This is a genomic window from Enterococcus sp. DIV1337a, from assembly GCF_051712285.1.
Classification (GTDB): Bacteria; Bacillota; Bacilli; order Lactobacillales; family Enterococcaceae; genus Enterococcus; species Enterococcus faecalis.
This window is the reverse complement of the sequence record NZ_JBIOOP010000001.1, coordinates 414,702-433,366: the sequence shown is the minus strand read 5'-3', so window position 1 is coordinate 433,366 and position 18,665 is coordinate 414,702. Positions and strand designations below refer to the sequence as shown.

The following is an 18,665-nucleotide window of genomic DNA, read 5'->3' as shown; positions in this document are numbered from 1 at the left end:
TTCAGTAAATGTTTTCAGCTTAATTATTGTATTTTTTCAAAGACTGATACTGCGTTCTCTCTTAAAACCTGATTTAATTCTTCAACATTTGTTTTACCTGTTGTTTCAAGCCACGCAATGGTTTCTTCAGCACCTTGTTGGACAAATGGAAGCACACCGTCTGCCCAAGTTGCGCGACCACATAAAACTCCATTAAACGAGGAACCTGCTTTTTTTGCAAATTTCAATGTTTCCTGAAACATCGTAGCACTAACCCCTGCACTCAAGAAAATAAATGGAAGTTGAGTTGCTTCACTTTGCATTTTGAAAAAAGCCTGCGCTTCATCTTGGCTATAAAGACTTTCAGTACCAAAACCTTCTACAAAATTCATGTTCACCGGGACTTCTACTTTTAAAACATCAACATTATAGCGATCTTTTGAAAATTCTTTCATCGCTTCAATTACTTTGTGCGGTTTTACTTTAGCGTATTCTTTTGAAGTACTATCCGAATTGTTTGCATCATAAGAGACAATTTCTAAAAAGAATGGAATTTCTTCGGCTAAACACTCTGAACCAATCCGTTCTATATAAGCTTTCTTTCGTTCATTGATTGCTTCACTTTCGTCAACATCGTAGTAAAGTAAAAATTTACACGCGTCTGCGTCCGCTTCTTTTAAACGCTTAACCGACCAAACATCAAGACTATCGGGTAACCGTCCTGGTGTCGATGCATCGTAGCCCGTTTTTTCATACGCAAGTAACAAACCTGAAGTCTGTGCTCGATTTTCAGCAGCAGCTAAGCCATATTCTGGATCCAACAAAATTGCTGAAGTCTCTGGCGTTAAGCAACGAGATACTAATACTTTAAAGTCACTAATTTCTTGCGCAGTCACCTCTTTGTATTTTCCCATCATGCGTTTTAAGGCCCCACGTTGATCAATGGCTAGTGCTCCAATAATCCCTTGATTATCTACCAGATTTTCTAAATGTTTACGTTTTTGTTCACTAATTTTTTTCATTCTGTTCCCTCACTCAATTGATTATTTAGTAACGTAGCGATTTCAGCTGGCGAACTTGCTTGTTTCAGGCCAGAAGTAATTTCTTCTCTTAATAAGAGGCGCGCAACGGAAGAGAGTAATTTCAAATGTGTCGTGCCAGCTTCGGCATCTGGAATAAACAGCGCAATCACAAACTCCGTTAATTGGTTGTCAAGGCTCTGCCACTCAACACCTTGGTCCAAGGTAACAATGATAATGGCTGCTTGTTGAATCGTTGCTGCTTTTGCATGAGGTATCGCAAACCCATTCATCATCCCCGTTGTTCCTTCTTGTTCTCGCTCGTTCAGCTTATTGAAAACTTCCTGTGCGTCCTGAGCAACATCCAATTCTGTTGACTTTTTTGCTAAAAAGCGAAAAACATCCTCTTGCGTTTGTAAATGTTGATTTAAAAAAATATGATTTTCTTTAATAAAAGCCATTCCATCCACTCCTAATTCCTGTTATTTCGTTTTTATGATAACGATTGCTCTTGTTTGGCGATTCTACTTTTTTGTACAAATCCTAGCAATAAACCGCCTACCAATGAACCAGCTAAAATTGCTAGAACCCATTGAACAGCGTGAGTAACAACTGGTAAAACAAGAAATCCTCCATGAGGCGCTGGCACTTGTACCCCAAACATATACGTTAGGACTGCTGCAATTGAAGATCCGAGCATCATAATCGGTAAAACCTTCAATGGATCTTTTGCTGCAAACGGAATAGCGCCTTCTGTAATATGTGTAGAGCCTAAAATAAAGTTCACTAATCCCGCATTGCGTTCATTTGTGTCAAAGTATTTTCCAAAGAATAATGTAGCAAAGCCTGTAATTAGAGGTGGCGCTATGCAGGCAGCAGAAACTCCTGCCATAAAAGAAGTATTGCCTTGAGCTAAGAGAGCTGTCCCAGTAACATAGGCCGCTTTATTAACTGGACCTCCCATATCAAACGCGCACATACAACCCACAATAATTCCTAAAACCAATGGACTTGAGTTTTGGAAACTAGCTAAAAAGCTCATCATTCCTTCGTTAACAGCTTTCATCGGATCTGCTAATAAAGACATAGTGATACCAATCACTGCAACGCCAATAACTGGATAAAGGAAAATTGCTTTTAAACCATCTAATGATTTAGGCAAACCTTTAAATACTCTTTGTAATAACAGAATGAAATACCCAGCAAGGAAACCAGATAATATCCCTCCTAAAAAGCCTGTGCCACCAGTGTTAGCAATCAAACCACCGACAAAGCCCACAACCAAACCAGGTCGTTTGGCAATCCCCTCTGCGATATACGCAGATAAGATTGGCACCATCATGCCCATTGAGGCATCACCAATACTTTTTAACATAGCAGCGGTAGCATTATACTGACTACTTTCTGGATCAAATGAATAAATACCCCAAATAGCAAAAGAAAGAGCAATTAAAACGCCGCCTGCTACTACAAATGGCAACATGTGAGAGACACCATTCATTAAATTTTTATAAATACTATGTCCAACATTTCCTGAAGAAATCTGTGTCTCCTGTTCAAGTTCGTCCACTGCTTGGTTTTCGGCCGCAATCATTCCTTTTCCTGCGAGTGCTTCTTCAATTAAGCGATCTGCTTCTTTAATACCCACACTGACAGGAACATCAATGATTCGTTTTCCAGCAAAACGTTCTGCTTGAACGTCTTTGTCGGCAGCAATAATGACTGCCTCCGCTCCTTGGATTTCTGCAGGTGTTAACTCGTTTTCTATACCAATCTGACCATGTGTTTCAACCTTAATAGTAATACCTTTACGTTTCGCAGCTTGTTCCAATGCCTCTTGTGCCATATACGTGTGCGCTATTCCCGTCGGACAACCTGTAGCAGCTATTAATTGATACGTAGCCATCTGTTTATTCCTCCTCTTGAATCTTTATTTGTTGCTCTAACTCCTGAACATCTGAAAAATCTGTCAATCCTTTGCGAAATGCTGTTGAACTACCTGCTGCAATACTTCTTTTTAAATTTTTTTCTAATGAAAGTCCTTGATGCCAGCCAGCTAAAAAGGTACCTAACATTGCATCCCCGGAACAAGCTGTATTCACGACCATTCCAGTTGGTGAATTACCTGAAAGGACCTTTTCATTATTCATAAATAGGGCCCCGTCACTACCTAAAGAAAGTAAAATGTTTTTGGCTCCCCGCTTCAGTAATTCTTGTCCGTAAAAAATGTAATCGTCCTTAGTCTGCACTTCTGTATGAAACCACTCTTGAAGTTCTTCTTCATTTGGTTTCAATAAAAATGGTTGATATGGCAAACAATCTAAAATTTCTTCATAACTACTGTCTAAAATTAAGAACACCTGCTTTTCAAAACAAATTCGGCTAATTTCAATCAAAATACTTGGCGAAACCCCTTGTGGTAAACTTCCTGATACGCACAAATAATCCCCTTTACGTAACTCTGAAATTTTTTTCAAAAAACGCTGTACATGTTCTTCAGATAATTTTGGTCCCTTATTGACTAATTTGTATTCCTTTTGATCGTTGGTAACTTTTGTAAACACATTGATTCTCGTTGTGCCAGCGACTTCGATAAAGTCAGTGGTTATCTCTTTTTCTTTTAAATAATCCTCGACATAATTCCCAGTGAAACCAGCTTTGACTCCCAAAGCGGTATTATCAATCCCTAACATCTTTAAAATTAGGGAAACATTGACTCCTTTCCCGTTTGCTTGAATATCATCTTCCTTCGTGCGATTCACGACAAAAGGAACTAGCTCTTCTGTTTCGATAAATAAATCAATGGCTAAATTTAATGTACATGTATAAATAGTCACTGTAGTTCCTCCTTCCTCCTCTTTATTATGTCTCAAAATACTATGTAAAGGTTTTCATTCTTTCGCAAAAATATAGAAAACATTTACAATTTCATAATTTCTCTAGCTTTTTTATTTTTTTTCATTAAAAATAGGCTTATAAATGTTTTTTAGCGAAAGAAAGAAGGGCTAGCCATTATGGAACAAAAATTGAGTGAGTCAGAGCAATATCTCTGGCATTTTATCGAAACACATATTTTAGAAATCCCTGATTATTCCATTGTAAAATTAAGCGAACGAGCCAACGTATCAACTGCGACAATTGTAAGAACCATGAAAAAGAAAGGCTATGAAGGTTTCACATCCTTCAAGCATCACTTGAAAGATAAAGAAAACCAAAATATAAATTTTTCAGCATTAGAAAAAGTAGACCGAGGAATCCGGACGGCCATTTTAAAGAATGAAGAAGAAGTAACTCGCACGATTAACATGATTGAAATTGGTAATATCGAAGATGCGATCCAAAAAATCAAAGCTTCTCGACGGATTATTATCTTTGCTAGAGGTTTTTCAGAATTAATTGCTCAGGAAATGATGGTTAAGTTTCAATTGGCTGGCAAATACTGTGAACTGCATACGGACCCAGAAATTATTAAAAATATTAGTAAAAAGTTATCAAAAAAAGATGTGGCTCTTTTTGTTTCTTTAAACGGGGAAACCCAAGAATTAGTTGTCGCTGGTAAAAACTGTTACGACTCAGAAATTGGGACGATCCTTTTAACCGCAAGCAAACACTCTAGTTTAATGAAATACATTGAAATTCCGTTCGTGGGCTTCAAATCAGAAGGCTCCTTTTTCCCCGATTATGAAGTGCGTTCACGGTTACCATTATCCATTCTGGCAAGAATTTTATTGGATGCCTATGCTTTAAGAACGACAACTTAGGCTTTCTTAAATAATAAAAAACAAGCATTCCTTCACTTAAAATAAAGGAATGCTTGTTTTTATTTTGCAACAAAACGTGCTTCTACTCGATAAATTCGTTGACCACGACTAGAAAATTTTTCTTCGTATTCTGTCATGATGTTGCCTTCAAACTCGCTATTATGCAAATCCAGCCACACACGTTCAATAATCATGCCATATTTAGAAAAGCTACTTAATGAGTATTCGAAGAGCCCTTGATTATCCGTTTTAAAATGAATTTCTCCATTTGGTTTTAAAATAATTTCATCTGTCGCTAAAAAGTTTTTATACGTTAAACGACGTTTTTCATGTTTTTTCTTTGGCCAAGGATCTGAAAAATTTAAATAGATTAAATCTACTTCATTTTCAGCAAAATATTCTGTTAATGCTTCGCCGTCTACTCGCAATAACTGTAGATTAGGTAACGGCTCGGCCACTAGCTTATCTAATGCAATCGATAAAATACTTAATTGCATATCGATACCAATATAATTAATTTCAGGGTGTGCTTTAGCCATTTCATAAATAAAACGACCTTTACCTGAACCAATTTCAATGTGGATGGGCTGATTATTGCCAAAACGTTCTTGCCATTTCCCTTGCCATTTTTCAGGACCTTCTACCACGTATTGTGGATATTTTGCCATATATTCTGCTGCTCCGGGTCTATTTCTTACACGCATATTTAAAATTCCTTTCTTTTAAAAACAGACTGGTGAAATTCGCCAGCCTGTGTGGATGTTAAATGAATTAGTTTAACTACTAAACATTCGTTTTAATTGTAAAATTTCTGCAGTCATGGCTCTTCTTTCGCCTTCTTGGTGATGACGAACAATCTCTTGTAAAAAGCTAAATAAACCATACCAATAAATTCGTTGAACCGTACTTTCATTAGGAATTAAACCATAAGATAGTAACCATTGATTCCAACCGGAACGAGGCACATAATGACTCAAAATCATTCCTAAATCTACCGCTGGGTCCGCGACCATCACAGAATCCCAATCTACTAAATAGAGATAATTATTCGAGACTAACCAATTCCGATGATTCACATCGCCGTGGACAGCCACATAGCTAGTTTCTGGATATTCTGGTAAATGATTATATAAATAAGTGATTACTTCTTTTAAATAACTGTTTCGTTTTAATTCTTTAGGTAGTTGGCGCTTGTACTCTTTCAACATTGTTAGCGGGGTACAAACTTCACCACCAATTTTTTTCAACATGTCTTTCAGCAAATTGGAATGATGCAATTGGTATAAGACGTCAATCACGTCATTGCGTTTGCCAATTTCGTCCGCCTGTAATAAACGTCCTTCCAGCCATTCTTGGGCTGTTAGTACGTCGCCATTCGCTGTCCGCTTTGTCCAAATCATCTTCGGGGCTAACCCTTCTTTAGACAATGCTGCAAGAAGTGGAGAAGTGTTTCGTTTAATGAACACTTTCTCTGTTTCTTTTATTCCCATGTATGTTTGACCAGTTGCGCCCTTTATCGGCTGCAGACGCCAGTCTTTATCCAACTGAAATTCCATGGAAATTATCTCCTATCTCAACACAATTTTATTGCAATTTTTACAGCAATTACCATTTTAGTCGCCAAACCTTGCTTCGTCAAGCTTCTATGTGGTTCTTTTGTAAATTTTGCTTGGTTTTCTCATCTTTATAGCTTATTCAAGCGCATTGGAACATACATTTTAGTGAAAATCACAACTTCAACAATTAAGGCACCCAGAATGAGCAAGCTATTTTGCAAACTGCCTAAACGAAGGCAGACAATCCCACCAAAAATTAGGGCCGCAACAGACAATGCGCCGCCAATTAACTGGCGAATCGCTGCTTGTTTTTTTTCTATTGAAATTGGATATAGCTGTGTCATCACCATATAATCAAATTGCGTGTACATGGGAATCAACTGGAACCCGATTAAATAGACAAACAATAAAGCAACTACCAACGCAATCCAGAATTCTTGTAAAAAGAAGAGTAGCACGCCACCAACCAAAATCAAACGAAACAATAAGCCGCTATATTCGCTGCCTCGTAAAAAGCTCCGAATGAATAAGTAAGCATACGTATTCTCAGATGTTTTTTTGACTACTCCTAGGAAAGGATCTAAGTATTTGCGACGTTTCACTGTACTACTCACTTCAGGAATATCTGTAAATAGCTGAATGAATTTATAAATTCTATGCATTCTGTTTTGTTCTTTTTGGATCATTTTTTCCCAATCCAAGAAACTCTGTTTCATCTTATTTTGCCAAATACTCGATAAACAAACGGCCAGAACGATACCGCCAATCACACCAAACCAAGGTGTCCAGTAAATGGCTCCCGTCATAATCAAGAGACTACTGATCAACCAAACAAACCACCAACTACGGTAAGTGGTTGACGAAAGATGATAGAGCCCATAGTTTTGTAAACTAAGATGTGTATAAATCATACAAACTAGCATGACCAAAAATAAAAAGAAGGTTTGAAACGACCAACCTGTTGTGACTACAATCAACGGCATCAATAGGCCACTTCCTAGAAAGCTGACCACAATCGGTAAAAGTAAAGAGTAGCGCAGTGCTCGTTTCAGATAAGCAGAAAATTGTTTTTCTTTTGGTAATAAAAACACCTTGTCTGGCTCTTCTGTCAAAGTGGCCAACTTACCAACTTGAATGAGTAGCAGCCAGCCCAACAGAATTAACGGCCTGCCCCAAACAAAATCACGAGGTAATTCTTTTAACAACTGGGAATAGTACAGACCCAATCCGCCTAATAAAAACATACAGACTAAAACAAAATGATCATTTAAAATATAGCGCAAGTACTTGGACATTTTTTTGAAATGCCGTGACAAACGTTGACTAAAAAATTCGCCCATGTTACCCCACCTTTTCTTCCTTCGTCAAGGCAAGATAAATATCATCTAAAGAAGACTCTGGTAAATTAAATTCTGCACGTAATTCAGCCATTGTACCGTTTGCCCGTAATTTCCCTTCGTGTAGCACCACAAAACGATCACAATATTTTTCAGCTGTTGCTAAAATATGCGTGGACATTAAAATCGCTGCCCCTTGCTTACGCATCGTATCCATTAACTCTAACAAAGCATGAATTGCTAAAGGATCTAAGCCTAGAAAAGGTTCATCAATAATATATAAACTCGGTTCAATTAAGAATGCACAAAGTACCATGACTTTTTGTTTCATGCCTTTTGAAAAATTAGCAGGAAACCATTCCAATTTATTGTCTAAACGGAACGTTTTTAGTAATGGTTCCGCTCGTTTGAATGCTTCTTCTAATGGAATATCATAAGCCAACGCCGTTACTTCGATATGCTCTTTCAATGTTAATTCTTCATATAAAGAAGGTGTTTCCGGAATATACCCGATTTTTTTGCGATATTCTTCGGGGGCTTGTTGCAATGTTTCCCCGTCAATCATAATTTTGCCTTTTTGCGGCGTAAGTAACCCAATAATATTTTTGATGGTGGTGCTTTTCCCCGCACCATTCAAGCCGATTAAACCAACCATTTCACCAGACTTGACGTCAAAATTAATATCTTTTAAGACAGGAATATGGCCGTAACCTCCTGTTAAATGTTCAATTGTTAAGCTCATTTCTTTTGCCTCCAACCTTTTCTCTCTACCATTATTAAACCCTAAGCGAACCAAGAATTCAAAAATTACTCCCTTAATTAAATGGATTTTTTTCTTTCTCTTATTATACACGAAATGAAACGAACTTTTTAGCGAACTCACGTACTTTTTCATCCACAGAGAAATCAACTTGTGGTAAAGTAAAGGAAAGAACCTAGAGAAAAGAGGAATTTTTCATGAATGATTGTATTTTTTGTAAAATTATCAACGGCGAAATCCCAAGTTATAAAGTCTATGAAGACGAGAAAGTCTACGCGTTTTTAGACATTACACAAGTGACCAAAGGGCATACCTTAATGATTCCAAAACAACACGTTGCTGATATTTTTGAATATAATGACGTTTTAGCAAGCGACGTCTTTGCTCGTATTCCTAAAGTAGCACGAGCATTAGAAAAAGCTTTTCCAGAAATGGCAGGATTAAACATTTTAAATAACAATAAGGAAGTGGCTTATCAATCCGTTTTCCATTCCCACGTTCATTTGATTCCCCGTTATTCAAAAGAAGATGATTTCTCTATTCATTTTGGCAACCATCAAGAGGACTACTCCGCCGAAGCGATGCAAGAAATTGCTGAGACCATTGCAAAGCAGGTGAACTAAATGAAAAAATTTATTAAAGGTCTCTTTTTTGGCGCAGCTGCTGGTACCATTGGCGGATTGTTGGCTGCTCCAAGAAGCGGGAAAGAAACGCGCCAACATTTAATCAATGAGCTAGAGGACTATCGTTCACTGAAAAATCAAGTCACGAATGACTGGGATCAGGTGCAACGAAATTTGGCAGTTGTCGAAGAAAACGTTCCTCTGGCAACTGAATTTTCAAAAGACCTGCAACAAGAAATCACTGATTTCAAATTCCAAGCGGAACCTCGGATTGCTCAAATTAAAGAACAAATTGCCAAAATCACGGCTGAATTACCTGACACACAAACCAACAAGCAAAAGTAAAGTCTTTGATGTTAATTATTTCTTTTGTTATTAAAAAAATAAAAAGTGTGACGTAAATACGAATTTTGTTTGAAACTATGCCTGAGACTCTTTCTTTTTCAAAATAAGGTATGGTATAGTTATAACAGAAATAAAACTAAAAAAAACAGGAGTGCATAAGAGAATGAAGAAAAAACTAATCTTAGCTGCAGCGGGCGCAATGGCCGTTTTTAGTTTAGCAGCGTGTTCAAGCGGTTCAAAAGATATCGCAACAATGAAAGGTTCAACAATTACTGTTGATGATTTTTATAACCAAATTAAAGAACAAAGTACGAGCCAACAAGCGTTTAGCCAAATGGTTATTTATAAAGTCTTTGATGAAAAATATGGCGACAAAGTAACTGATAAAGCCATTCAAAAGAAATTTGATGATGCTAAAAAACAAGTGGAAGCGCAAGGTGGAAAATTCTCTGATGCACTAACACAAGCTGGGTTAACTGAAAAATCATTCAAGAAGCAATTAAAACAAGCCGAAGCAATGCAAGTAGGTTTGAAAGATCATTTAAAAATTACAGATGAAGACTTAAAAACAGCTTGGGCAAGCTTCCATCCAGAAGTAGAAGCACAAATTATCCAAGTTGCTTCAGAAGATGATGCCAAAGCTGTCAAGAAAGAGATCACTGACGGCGGCGATTTCGCAAAAATTGCCAAAGACAAATCAACCGATGCTGCAACGAAAAAAGACGGCGGTAAAATTAAATTTGATTCACAATCAACAACTGTTCCTGCCGAAGTTAAAGAAGCAGCCTTCAAACTAAAAGATGGCGAAGTATCAGAACCAATTGCTGCAACAAACGCACAAACGTACCAAACAACTTACTATGTAGTGAAAATGACGAAAAACAAAGCAAAAGGCAATGACATGAAACCTTATGAAAAAGAGATCAAGAAAATTGCTGAAGATACAAAATTAGCCGATCAAACATTCCAAGCAAAAGTTATTAGTGACGAATTAAAAGCGGCCAATGTGAAAATTAAAGATGATGCCTTCAAGAATGCTTTAGCAGGCTACATGCAAACTGAATCTTCAAGCGCTTCTTCAGAGAAAAAAGAATCAAAATCAAGTGATTCTAAAACAAGTGATACCAAAACAAGCGACTCTGAAAAAGCAACAGATTCTTCAAGTAAAACAACAGAATCTTCTTCTAAATAAACATACAAAAGGGAGTGGTCAATTGACCACCCCCTTTTTTTATTTATCTTTCGGAACATAGAAACTGCGATTGTCTAAACCAAAGATTCGTTCCGTATACTCCCCAGGCTGTGTTTGACGAATGGCCCCTAGCATCATTTGAATGGACGCATCCATGGTATCAATTTGATGTAAGATTTCCGCTTCCATAATTCTTGGTCGCACAGGTGAGCCATATTCCAATAACCCATGGTGGGCTAAGACCATGTGTCGCAGGACGACAACGTCTTCTTCTCGATCATCAATTTTCAAGGCCAAACACGCCTTGGTAATTTCCTCATCCACCAAAACTAAATGACCAATTAAGTTCCCTGCCACCGTATATTCTGTCGTAATAGCGCCAGATAACTCTAAAACTTTGCCTAAGTCATGTAAAATAATCCCCGCGTATAATAGTGACGTGTTAATTTCAGGATATTCCTTAGCAATTGCTTTGCCTAGGCGCAACATTGAGACAGTGTGGTAAGCTAAGCCATTTGCAAAGGCATGATGGTTCCGTTTGGCTGCAGGAAATTCATAAAATTCTTGTTGGTATTTCGTCATAAGATAGCGCACAATACGATTCCAATGAGCATTGGTAATCTCAAAAATTACTTGATTGATTTCCTCGACCATCTCTTCTTTTTTCAAAGGCGCTCGTTCCATATATAAAGTTGGCTGGCTTGGTTCCTCTGCTGTCGCTAAACGCATGTGTAAAATTTTTACTTGGGGTTTATTTTGATAAACTTCTCGTTTTCCATTCAGTAAAACAACGTTCCCCGCAGTAAATCGTGTAATTTCATCCTCAGAGGCGTCCCAATATTTTCCGTCAATCGTGCCAGATGTGTCTTGAAAAGTAAAGGCAATAAACTTTTTCCCATTTTTAGCTACACGCACATCGGCATTTTTAATTAGAACAAATGATTCAAAAAGTTCTTCTACTGTTAATTCACGTAATTTTTTCACTTGACGCTTCCTCCTTCTAACGCAATTACTCTTTGTTGTAGGTCCTGATAATAGCTTACCATTTCTTGATCAGAAGAAAAACAAATGACTTGCTGTTTTTGACCAAACTTAGTAAATAATTCAGCTAATTGGGCTTTTCTTTGATGATCATAGTGTAACCAACCGTCATCAATGATAATTGGACAAATCAGTTGTTCGCCTTGAACTGCTAAAAAGGCAAAACGAACAGCCATCATCAATTGATCTTTAGTGCCAGTTGATAATTCATGTAAATAAAACATTTCTTGTTCTTTCGTTACCGCGACTAGTTGACCTTCGGCTACTTGGATTGATTGATAGCGTTGGTTTGTTAAAAGTGCAAAGTAGCTTGATGCATACTGTAATAAGCTGGGCAATTGTTGTTCCGAAAGCTCTGTTAATAAGTCCATTAACAGTTGTCCCGCTAGTTGATAACCCGACCAACGTTGAGCTAGTTCTTTGATTTCCGCTTTTAAAATTGCTTGGCGTTGATACAACTCATCTAAGGTACCATCCATCATTAATTGTTGTTTTTCATAAATCAGCGCTTGATACTGCTCTTGTAATTTATCTAACCGACTTTCTTCCAGTGCTTGTTGCTGCGCCAGTTGTAAAGAACGGTCTTTTAACGTTGCTTCTGTTACCGCTTCTGGAAACAGATTGCCTAATTGTGTCGCTAATTCTTGCCCACGACCAACTTGAGCTTGCTGAGTGGTCAGCTGTTGAATCCTCATTGGAACATCAGCGATTGATAGAATCCGATAACGAATCAGTAAAGGCTGAATTCGTGTTAATGCTTCTTGCTGTTTAGTTTTCAACTCTCGTAACTGCTGTTTGAGATAGCCATCTGCTTGATACTCCTGAGCAAAACGAACTTTCTCCATTTCTTCAGCAAATCCTTCTAAAAAGTGTAACTTTTCGGAAAGGCTCTTTCCTTGTAAGGGTAAATGCGTCATCAATGGGGCGACTTGCTCTTCAAATACTTGGCGTTTTTGTTGGTTTTCTTTCAATTGACTCATGAGTTCTTCATTTGTTTGAACAAGCAATAAATAGCGCGTAATCAATTCCCGCTGATTCATTAATGTATCAATTTGCTGCATTTTTCCTAATTGATGAAGGTGAGCTTGCTCCGCTACTGCTTGTTCAAGTTGTTCCACTTGCAGTTGTGCCTCACGTTCTTGATTCAGCGCTTGTTGGAACTGTTCATTTAAATAATCTAGTTGCGAAAGTTTCGTTTGCCATTCTTCTTTCACTTCATCAGAAGAAGCTTCTTTTCTAGTGGCGTAGCTAAGCACTTCTTTTACGATAAGACTAACTCCCACGAGAACTAGGCCCCATTTTAAAGGGCTTGGTAAAAAGAAACCGAGTAATGCAAGGACACTTCCTAGCAATAACCATAGTGGCTGACTTGTTTTCTGCGCTTTTTGGGCCCGCGTCGCTTCACCAAAAAATGCGGCATGCTCTTTTTCAAAGTCCGTTAACTGGTCTTCCAGATTTTCAATTTGAGAAGCCAAGAATGCTTTTTGTTCTTGGCTTTTTTGAAGAGCCTGGGTATATGCAACTTGTTGTTGGCGCCACTTTTGAACGGTTTCGTTGTCATAAAAAAGCTGTGGTGGTCGTTCAGGCGACCATGACCATTCGTTCTCCAAAAGGACCATTTCTTGACGATTTTGATCAAAGGTTTGGGTCATCCATTCCGATTCGGTCATCAATTGTTGCATATCATAGCGTTGATTCAACAATTGTTGAATTAATGCTTCTTGTTCTAGGTAAAAAGCATAGCCTGCTGGAACATCGAGTGCTTCTGACTGAAGAGATAACTCTTTGGTCAAACGTTGTCGTTCTTTGTCTAGGTACATATATTCTTGAAAGGTTTCTTCTAATTGAACTTGGTCTTCTTTTACTAAAACAACGTTCTCTGTTTCTTCAGGTAGCGACTGCCATTCTTCGTACAAGGGAAAGTGACGTTGCTGTTCCGCAACCTGTAACAAGTCCTGTTGCGTTTCTTTTAGTTGCTGTTGCAGTGTCACTCGCTGTTGTTCTGTTTCGCGAATCGTTTCTTTTAATTGTTGAAAAGTTTGTTGCTGCGCTTCTTTCTCTTGAATTTGCTCTTTTAATTCTTGATAAGCCGCCAACTTCTGATTGAGTAATGGCTGCTGCCCTTTACCTTTAAAGATTTTTTGTGCTTCTTTAAAGTACGCATTTCGGTAAGTCAAAAGTTGTTGACTACCAGAAACACCAATGGCTAACAAGGATGTTTGCAGTTCCTCTTCTGTCAACTTGTCACTCGTAATTAATTGTTCTTGTTGGAAAGTAAAAACCTCTTGAAATAACTTTTTCGTTAGCGGATGTAACATTTGCTGTAAGGTTTTTTCATCCCCCATTTGTTGTTGATAATAAATGATTGCTTGCCCTTTATTTTTTTCTTTAAAACGCTCGACTTGAACTTCCCCAAACACAGGATGTTCCAACCACAAACGACCACCATACGAACCACCATTTTTAGGTGCGTAATCGCGTTTTCTTTTGCCCTTTGTGGGAAAACCAAACAGCATTGCTTGAATGAATTGATACAATGTGGACTTGCCAACTTCATTTGCGCCGTACAGCAATTGATTACCAGATTCAAATGTAATTTTCTGTTGTTGCCATTTTCCAAAGCCCACAATCTCTACTGCGAGTAATTTCATAGTGGGTCCTCCTGAATAGTAAAGTCTTCATTAATTTGCTCATGTGCTAGGCGCAAGCTCTCTAATCGCCACTGCTCATCCATTGAAAAAATTCCAGCAAATTCTGGATAACGTAACAATTCCTTGGTGGTATCTTCAAAAATAACTGGATCTAAGTATGTTTTTTCTAATGCTGTTAATAAGTTGGGACTAGCGGCTAAATAGATCGGTTCTTTCGTTGGTTCCTCTGCTTGCAATATTAGGCGATAAACAAAAAAATCACCTTGCGTTTTTTGTAAAAGCTGCTGCTGTAAATAGCTTAATAGTTCACCATTGACAATGGCTTGCACGACGGTCACATCCAAATGTTGCGTTTCTTTCAGTGTCAACGCCATCAATTGCTGTTGCTGTTGCGCATGCCACTTCGTCAGCAAACTGGTTTCAAGATACGACAAAACGCTTTGGGTGTCACGGCATTGCGCAAGAGATACTTCTTCATTCGTCCAATCTATTTCTGCGACTTTTTCAAATTGAACAGTCGCTTGATTTCGGGAAAGTGTGACCACTGCAACTCCTTGTAAAGACTGTTCTTTTTTCGTGTGCCCTTGAGGTGTTCCAGGATAAACAATTAGCGGTTGTTCACTAACAATTTGCGGCTGATGAATGTGGCCCAATGCCCAATAATTATAGCCAGTGGCTTTTAAATCCTTCCATGTAAACGGAGCATAATTTTGTTGCGCTTGCCGACTGGTGTCTCCATGATAAATCCCAATATGAATGTCAGAATCTGCTTGTTTGATAGGAAATTCTAATGCCTTATTTTCGTCAATCCAGGGATGCTCATAACTAAACCCTGAAACAGCCACTTGCTCGCCAGCTTTTGTTACAAAATACAGTGTCTCAACCGTTTCTTTTTCAAATAAAAAAACATTATCCGGAAAAGAAAACCAATAGCGGTCTTTTTTATAGTAATCATGATTCCCAAATGTTAAAATCACTGGGATTTCTGCTTGTTTCAACTGTTCTAATGCGGCCATTAATTGGGCTTGCATTGAAATAGAGGTCTGACTTTGATGAAACGTATCTCCTGCAAAAATAACCAAGTCCACCGCTTCTCGAATGGCAACTGTTACGATATTCATTAACAATTGTTGGTTAACTTCTCTTAAGCGCTTCGCTAATGTTGACGGGATCTTAGTTAACCCTTCAAAAGACCGATCCATGTGTAAATCAGCTGTATGCAATAGTTTCATCTTTTTCCCTCCTTTTCTCCTTCCTTTATCATATCATTTTCTGCTAGCTTGGTCAGTAAAAACATACGAAAATTTGTTCGTTTTTTATTTTTAGTAAAAGAAAAACGAGCGTGGGACAAAAATCACTTTGGATTTTTGTTCCACGCTCAAAAACTGATAAACGGCGGAAACAGAAGCAACTCCTTCTTATTTCTCGGAGTTAAACACTTCTGTCCCGACCTCTTCAATTACGTAAATTAATCGTTATACATATCACGCACAGGTGTCATGATAATTCGGTTTAAATCATTGACAACTAAGCTAAACGCTTGTTCTTTTTGCATTAATTCGTTGATAACGGCTGTTTCTTGTACTTTTGTTGCAATGCTTTGTGCTTTTTCAGCATCTTCATCCGTGAATTCTTCGCCGCGCATTTGTTTTTCTTGTAGTCCTTGTTGGAATCCTTGGAATTCTTTAAACAATGTGTAAGCTGCTTCGTCTGCTTTTACCTCTTCATACGCTGCTTGTAATGCTTTAAATTCGTCTAACTCACGTAGTTCACGTTCAATCTGATTGGCTGTATCATAAATGTTACTCAATGGAATCCCTCTTTTCTCAATAGTTTCATCTTCATTGTACCATTTCTCTTAGGTTTTCCCAACTAATTTCCCAATAAGCCTCCGAAAATTCCTTCAATCTTGTCTTTGACTTTTTTCGCGCCCTCTTTAATTTGTCCCCCAACTTCATTCAATGTATCTCCGAAATTGCTAGCGCCGTCTTGAACAGAGTTTCCAAAGTCTTTTAAGTTATCTCGCCAATTAGAATTGGCACCACCGGTTAAACTATCGTTGCTATCAACAACTTTCCCACCTGTGGCATAAGCATCCGCGACAGGAAATTGTGCTTGTTTGACTTGTGGCAAGATGCCACTGGCTTGACTGTTGAACACCTGAGAGGCATACGTAGCGCTACTGCCTTCCAGATAATGGGTTTTACTGGTTTCTTGGAAGCCTAACCAAGTAGCAATGACAACTTCTGGTGTATAACCAATCACCCACTGATCGTTCGTTTTACTACTATCGAAGTTGGTTTCTGTCGTACCTGTTTTACCAGCCATTACGTAGCCTGCTGGTTGTGCGTTGACCCCGCTCCCAGAACTAAAGACCCCTAGCAGCATACTTGTAATCCCATCTGCAACATCTTTGGTAATGACTTGCTCTTTCTTGACTTTCGTATTATCAACTACAATTGCGCCAGTTGAGTCGACGATTTTTGTAATTAAATGCGTTTCAGTTTTATAACCTTCATTGGCAAAGGCACTATAAGCTCCCGCCATGGTTAGTGGCGAAACACCCGTTTGTAATCCCCCAAGGGCTAAACCATAGTACCGATCTTTTTCTGATAACGGAATGCCAAATTTCTCTGTTTTTTCATAGCCTTTATCTAAACCAATTTGATGTAATAACCACACCGCTGGTAAATTTAAGCTTTCTCCTAAGGCTTGATACATAGGAACTTCTCCACTGTACGTGCGGCTATAGTTTTGCGCTGGATAATAATCTTGTGGTTTATCTTCTAAAACAGAGTCTGGTTTATAGCCAGCCTCTAAAGCTGGTGTATAGACAGAAATTGGTTTTAAGGACGAGCCTGGTGAACGTTTTGTTTGCGTTGCAAAGTTAAAGCCTCGATAAACGTGTTCCCCTCGACCGCCCACCAGTGCTTGCACGCCGCCGGTTTTCGGATCAATGGCTACAGAACCACTCTGAACCATGGCACCATCTTCTGCATTGGGTGGAAATAGTGCATCATTTTTATAAGTTGCATCCATCGCATCTTGATACCCCTGATTTAAAGAAGTGTAAATCTTGTAGCCTTTATTTAAAATATCTTCTTCTTTAAATTTATAACGATTGACCGCTTCATCAATTACCGCATCAAAATAATATGGATATTTGTAACTATTTTCGTCGCCAACATAGGTGTCATTTAATAGACTCGCTAAGTTAACATTCGCTTCTTGATTGGCTTCTTCTTGAGATAGTTTTTTATTGTCGACCATAAGTTGTAAAACGGTATTTCGTCGCGCTGTGGCATTGTCAATGTAATCAATTGGGTTATAAATTCCTGGCCCTTTTAACATGCCCGCTAGCGTTGCGGCTTCTCCCACTGTGACTTGGGACGCATCCACGCCAAAATATTTACGAGCTGCATCTTGCACACCCCAGACACCATTACCAAAATAAGAATTATTTAAATACATTGCCAAGATATCTTTTTTCGAATATTTCTTTTCAATTTCAATCGCTAAGAATAATTCTCTGGCTTTCCTATCTAGCGTTTGCTCTTGCGTTAAGTAAGCATTTTTGGCTAATTGCTGCGTAATTGTACTTCCGCCACCACCGCCACCAATTTTTCCGAAGGTCAATTTGCCAACAACCGCACGGGCAATCCCTTTGATGGAATACCCTTTATGTTGATAAAACGCGCGATCTTCAGTTGAAATAACCGCGTCTTGAATATAAGGAGAAATATTATCCAGCTCCACAAAAGTCCCTTTTTGCCCGAATAACTTTCCGACTTCTTTTCCTGATTCATCATAAACGCGTGTTGATTCACTTAGCCCCGATTTTAGGGTCTCAACGTTTGCGGACTTAGCTAAGTAAAATAAATAAATACTGGCACCTAAAGCGACTACCAAACCAATTAACAAGAAAATTTTATTGATTTGATACTTTTTCCAAATCCGCTTTCTGGCTTGATGGAATTGTATTAAATAAGGCTTTATCCACGTCCAAAAATGACGTAATCCGACACCGACTTTACTAAAAAATTGTTTAAGATTGTCCATAGTACTCCCTCTGTTTACGTTTCTTGGCTAAGTCTACCATATTCTTGTGGGTACGACCTAGGTCTAAAGCATGAAAAATTCTTGAAAAACAATTTCAATGGTCTTTTCGCTGTAGCAAAGGAAATGTGGCCTTCACTAGAGGTAAATAATTGCTTACGTTTAGAAACGAGTCTTTATTTAGCCTCTATTCTATCATGCTTTTCTTCGTTTTTTATGTAAATTTGTTTAAGAATCTCTCAAGGAACTGCCTTTCTAACAAATTTCAGCTTTTTTTCCGTTCTGACTTGACCTTTTGAGTAGCTTTGTTACACTAAATAGCGAATCAGTGAAAGGTGGGATTTG

At 38.2% G+C, this 18,665-nt stretch carries 17 protein-coding genes; 4 read left to right on the top strand and 13 right to left on the bottom strand.

The genetic code is table 11. The features are described from left to right. Positions 1-23: 23 nt before the first annotated feature. The 4 genes from lacD to pfkB are packed head-to-tail and all read right to left on the bottom strand — an operon-like array spanning position 24 to position 3,835. Positions 24-1,001 carry a tagatose-bisphosphate aldolase gene (lacD, locus tag IGL49_RS02190; protein WP_104853945.1) on the bottom strand — a complete coding sequence of 326 codons (978 nt, stop codon included), beginning with the start codon at positions 999-1,001 and terminating at the stop codon, positions 24-26. Continuing rightward, positions 998-1,459, bottom strand: a complete 462-nt coding sequence (locus IGL49_RS02185; protein ID WP_104853944.1) for a fructose PTS transporter subunit IIA — start codon at positions 1,457-1,459, stop codon at positions 998-1,000. Before IGL49_RS02185 ends, lacD begins: the two co-directional genes overlap by 4 nt. Positions 1,460-1,491: 32 nt before the next feature. Then, the gene (locus IGL49_RS02180) at positions 1,492-2,904 is read right to left on the bottom strand and encodes a PTS fructose transporter subunit IIC (RefSeq protein WP_104853943.1); all 1,413 of its coding nucleotides are present in this window, start codon (positions 2,902-2,904) and stop codon (positions 1,492-1,494) included. 4 nt (positions 2,905-2,908) lie between these two features. Next, positions 2,909-3,835: a 1-phosphofructokinase gene (gene pfkB, locus IGL49_RS02175; RefSeq protein ID WP_104853942.1), complete on the bottom strand. Its 927-nt coding sequence runs from the start codon at positions 3,833-3,835 to the stop codon at positions 2,909-2,911. Between the two features lie 177 nt (positions 3,836-4,012). On the opposite strand from pfkB, the gene IGL49_RS02170 reads away from it, so the two are divergent. Then, a complete protein-coding gene (locus tag IGL49_RS02170) occupies positions 4,013-4,759 on the top strand; it encodes a MurR/RpiR family transcriptional regulator (protein WP_002363162.1) in 747 nt (248 codons plus the stop codon). A 59-nt stretch (positions 4,760-4,818) separates the two neighbouring features. Here IGL49_RS02170 and trmB read toward each other — a convergent pair whose 3' ends face one another. The 4 genes from trmB to IGL49_RS02150 form a co-directional block, all read right to left on the bottom strand. Next, a complete protein-coding gene (gene trmB, locus IGL49_RS02165; protein ID WP_104853941.1) occupies positions 4,819-5,463 on the bottom strand; it encodes a tRNA (guanosine(46)-N7)-methyltransferase TrmB in 645 nt (214 codons plus the stop codon). 72 nt (positions 5,464-5,535) lie between these two features. Continuing rightward, positions 5,536-6,315 carry a phosphotransferase family protein gene (locus IGL49_RS02160; RefSeq protein ID WP_104853940.1) on the bottom strand — a complete coding sequence of 260 codons (780 nt, stop codon included), beginning with the start codon at positions 6,313-6,315 and terminating at the stop codon, positions 5,536-5,538. A 128-nt stretch (positions 6,316-6,443) separates the two neighbouring features. Then, complete coding sequence (locus IGL49_RS02155) at positions 6,444-7,655, bottom strand: ABC transporter permease (protein WP_104853939.1); 1,212 nt, start codon at positions 7,653-7,655, stop codon at positions 6,444-6,446. A 1-nt stretch (position 7,656) separates the two neighbouring features. Continuing rightward, positions 7,657-8,394: an ABC transporter ATP-binding protein gene (locus IGL49_RS02150; RefSeq protein WP_002363160.1), complete on the bottom strand. Its 738-nt coding sequence runs from the start codon at positions 8,392-8,394 to the stop codon at positions 7,657-7,659. 215 nt (positions 8,395-8,609) lie between these two features. On the opposite strand from IGL49_RS02150, the gene IGL49_RS02145 reads away from it, so the two are divergent. The 3 genes from IGL49_RS02145 to IGL49_RS02135 all read left to right on the top strand — a co-directional run bounded on the left by IGL49_RS02145 (position 8,610) and on the right by IGL49_RS02135 (position 10,572). Further along, positions 8,610-9,035, top strand: coding sequence for an HIT family protein (locus IGL49_RS02145; RefSeq protein ID WP_104853938.1), 426 nt, complete (start codon positions 8,610-8,612; stop codon positions 9,033-9,035). Then, positions 9,036-9,380, top strand: a complete 345-nt coding sequence (locus IGL49_RS02140) for a YtxH domain-containing protein (RefSeq protein ID WP_002355526.1) — start codon at positions 9,036-9,038, stop codon at positions 9,378-9,380. A gap of 163 nt (positions 9,381-9,543) precedes the next feature. Further along, positions 9,544-10,572 (top strand): peptidylprolyl isomerase, encoded by a 1,029-nt coding sequence (locus IGL49_RS02135; protein ID WP_010774502.1) that lies wholly within the window; start codon positions 9,544-9,546, stop codon positions 10,570-10,572. 39 nt (positions 10,573-10,611) lie between these two features. Here the strand turns inward: IGL49_RS02135 and IGL49_RS02130 are convergent, their stop codons facing one another. The 5 genes from IGL49_RS02130 to IGL49_RS02110 form a co-directional block, all read right to left on the bottom strand. After that, entirely contained in the window at positions 10,612-11,556 is a 945-nt protein-coding gene (locus IGL49_RS02130) for a 3'-5' exoribonuclease YhaM family protein (protein WP_104853937.1), read from the bottom strand. Beyond that, positions 11,553-14,264 carry an ATP-binding protein gene (locus tag IGL49_RS02125; RefSeq protein ID WP_104853936.1) on the bottom strand — a complete coding sequence of 904 codons (2,712 nt, stop codon included), beginning with the start codon at positions 14,262-14,264 and terminating at the stop codon, positions 11,553-11,555. Before IGL49_RS02125 ends, IGL49_RS02130 begins: the two co-directional genes overlap by 4 nt. Continuing rightward, on the bottom strand, positions 14,261-15,496 hold the full coding sequence (locus tag IGL49_RS02120; RefSeq protein WP_104853935.1) for a metallophosphoesterase family protein: 1,236 nt from the start codon (positions 15,494-15,496) through the stop codon (positions 14,261-14,263). Before IGL49_RS02120 ends, IGL49_RS02125 begins: the two co-directional genes overlap by 4 nt. Before the next feature lie 236 nt (positions 15,497-15,732). Next, a complete protein-coding gene (locus IGL49_RS02115) occupies positions 15,733-16,074 on the bottom strand; it encodes a YlbF family regulator (protein ID WP_002355518.1) in 342 nt (113 codons plus the stop codon). 62 nt (positions 16,075-16,136) lie between these two features. Then, a complete protein-coding gene (locus tag IGL49_RS02110) occupies positions 16,137-18,323 on the bottom strand; it encodes a PBP1A family penicillin-binding protein (RefSeq protein WP_104853934.1) in 2,187 nt (728 codons plus the stop codon). Between the last annotated feature and the right edge of the window lie 342 nt (positions 18,324-18,665).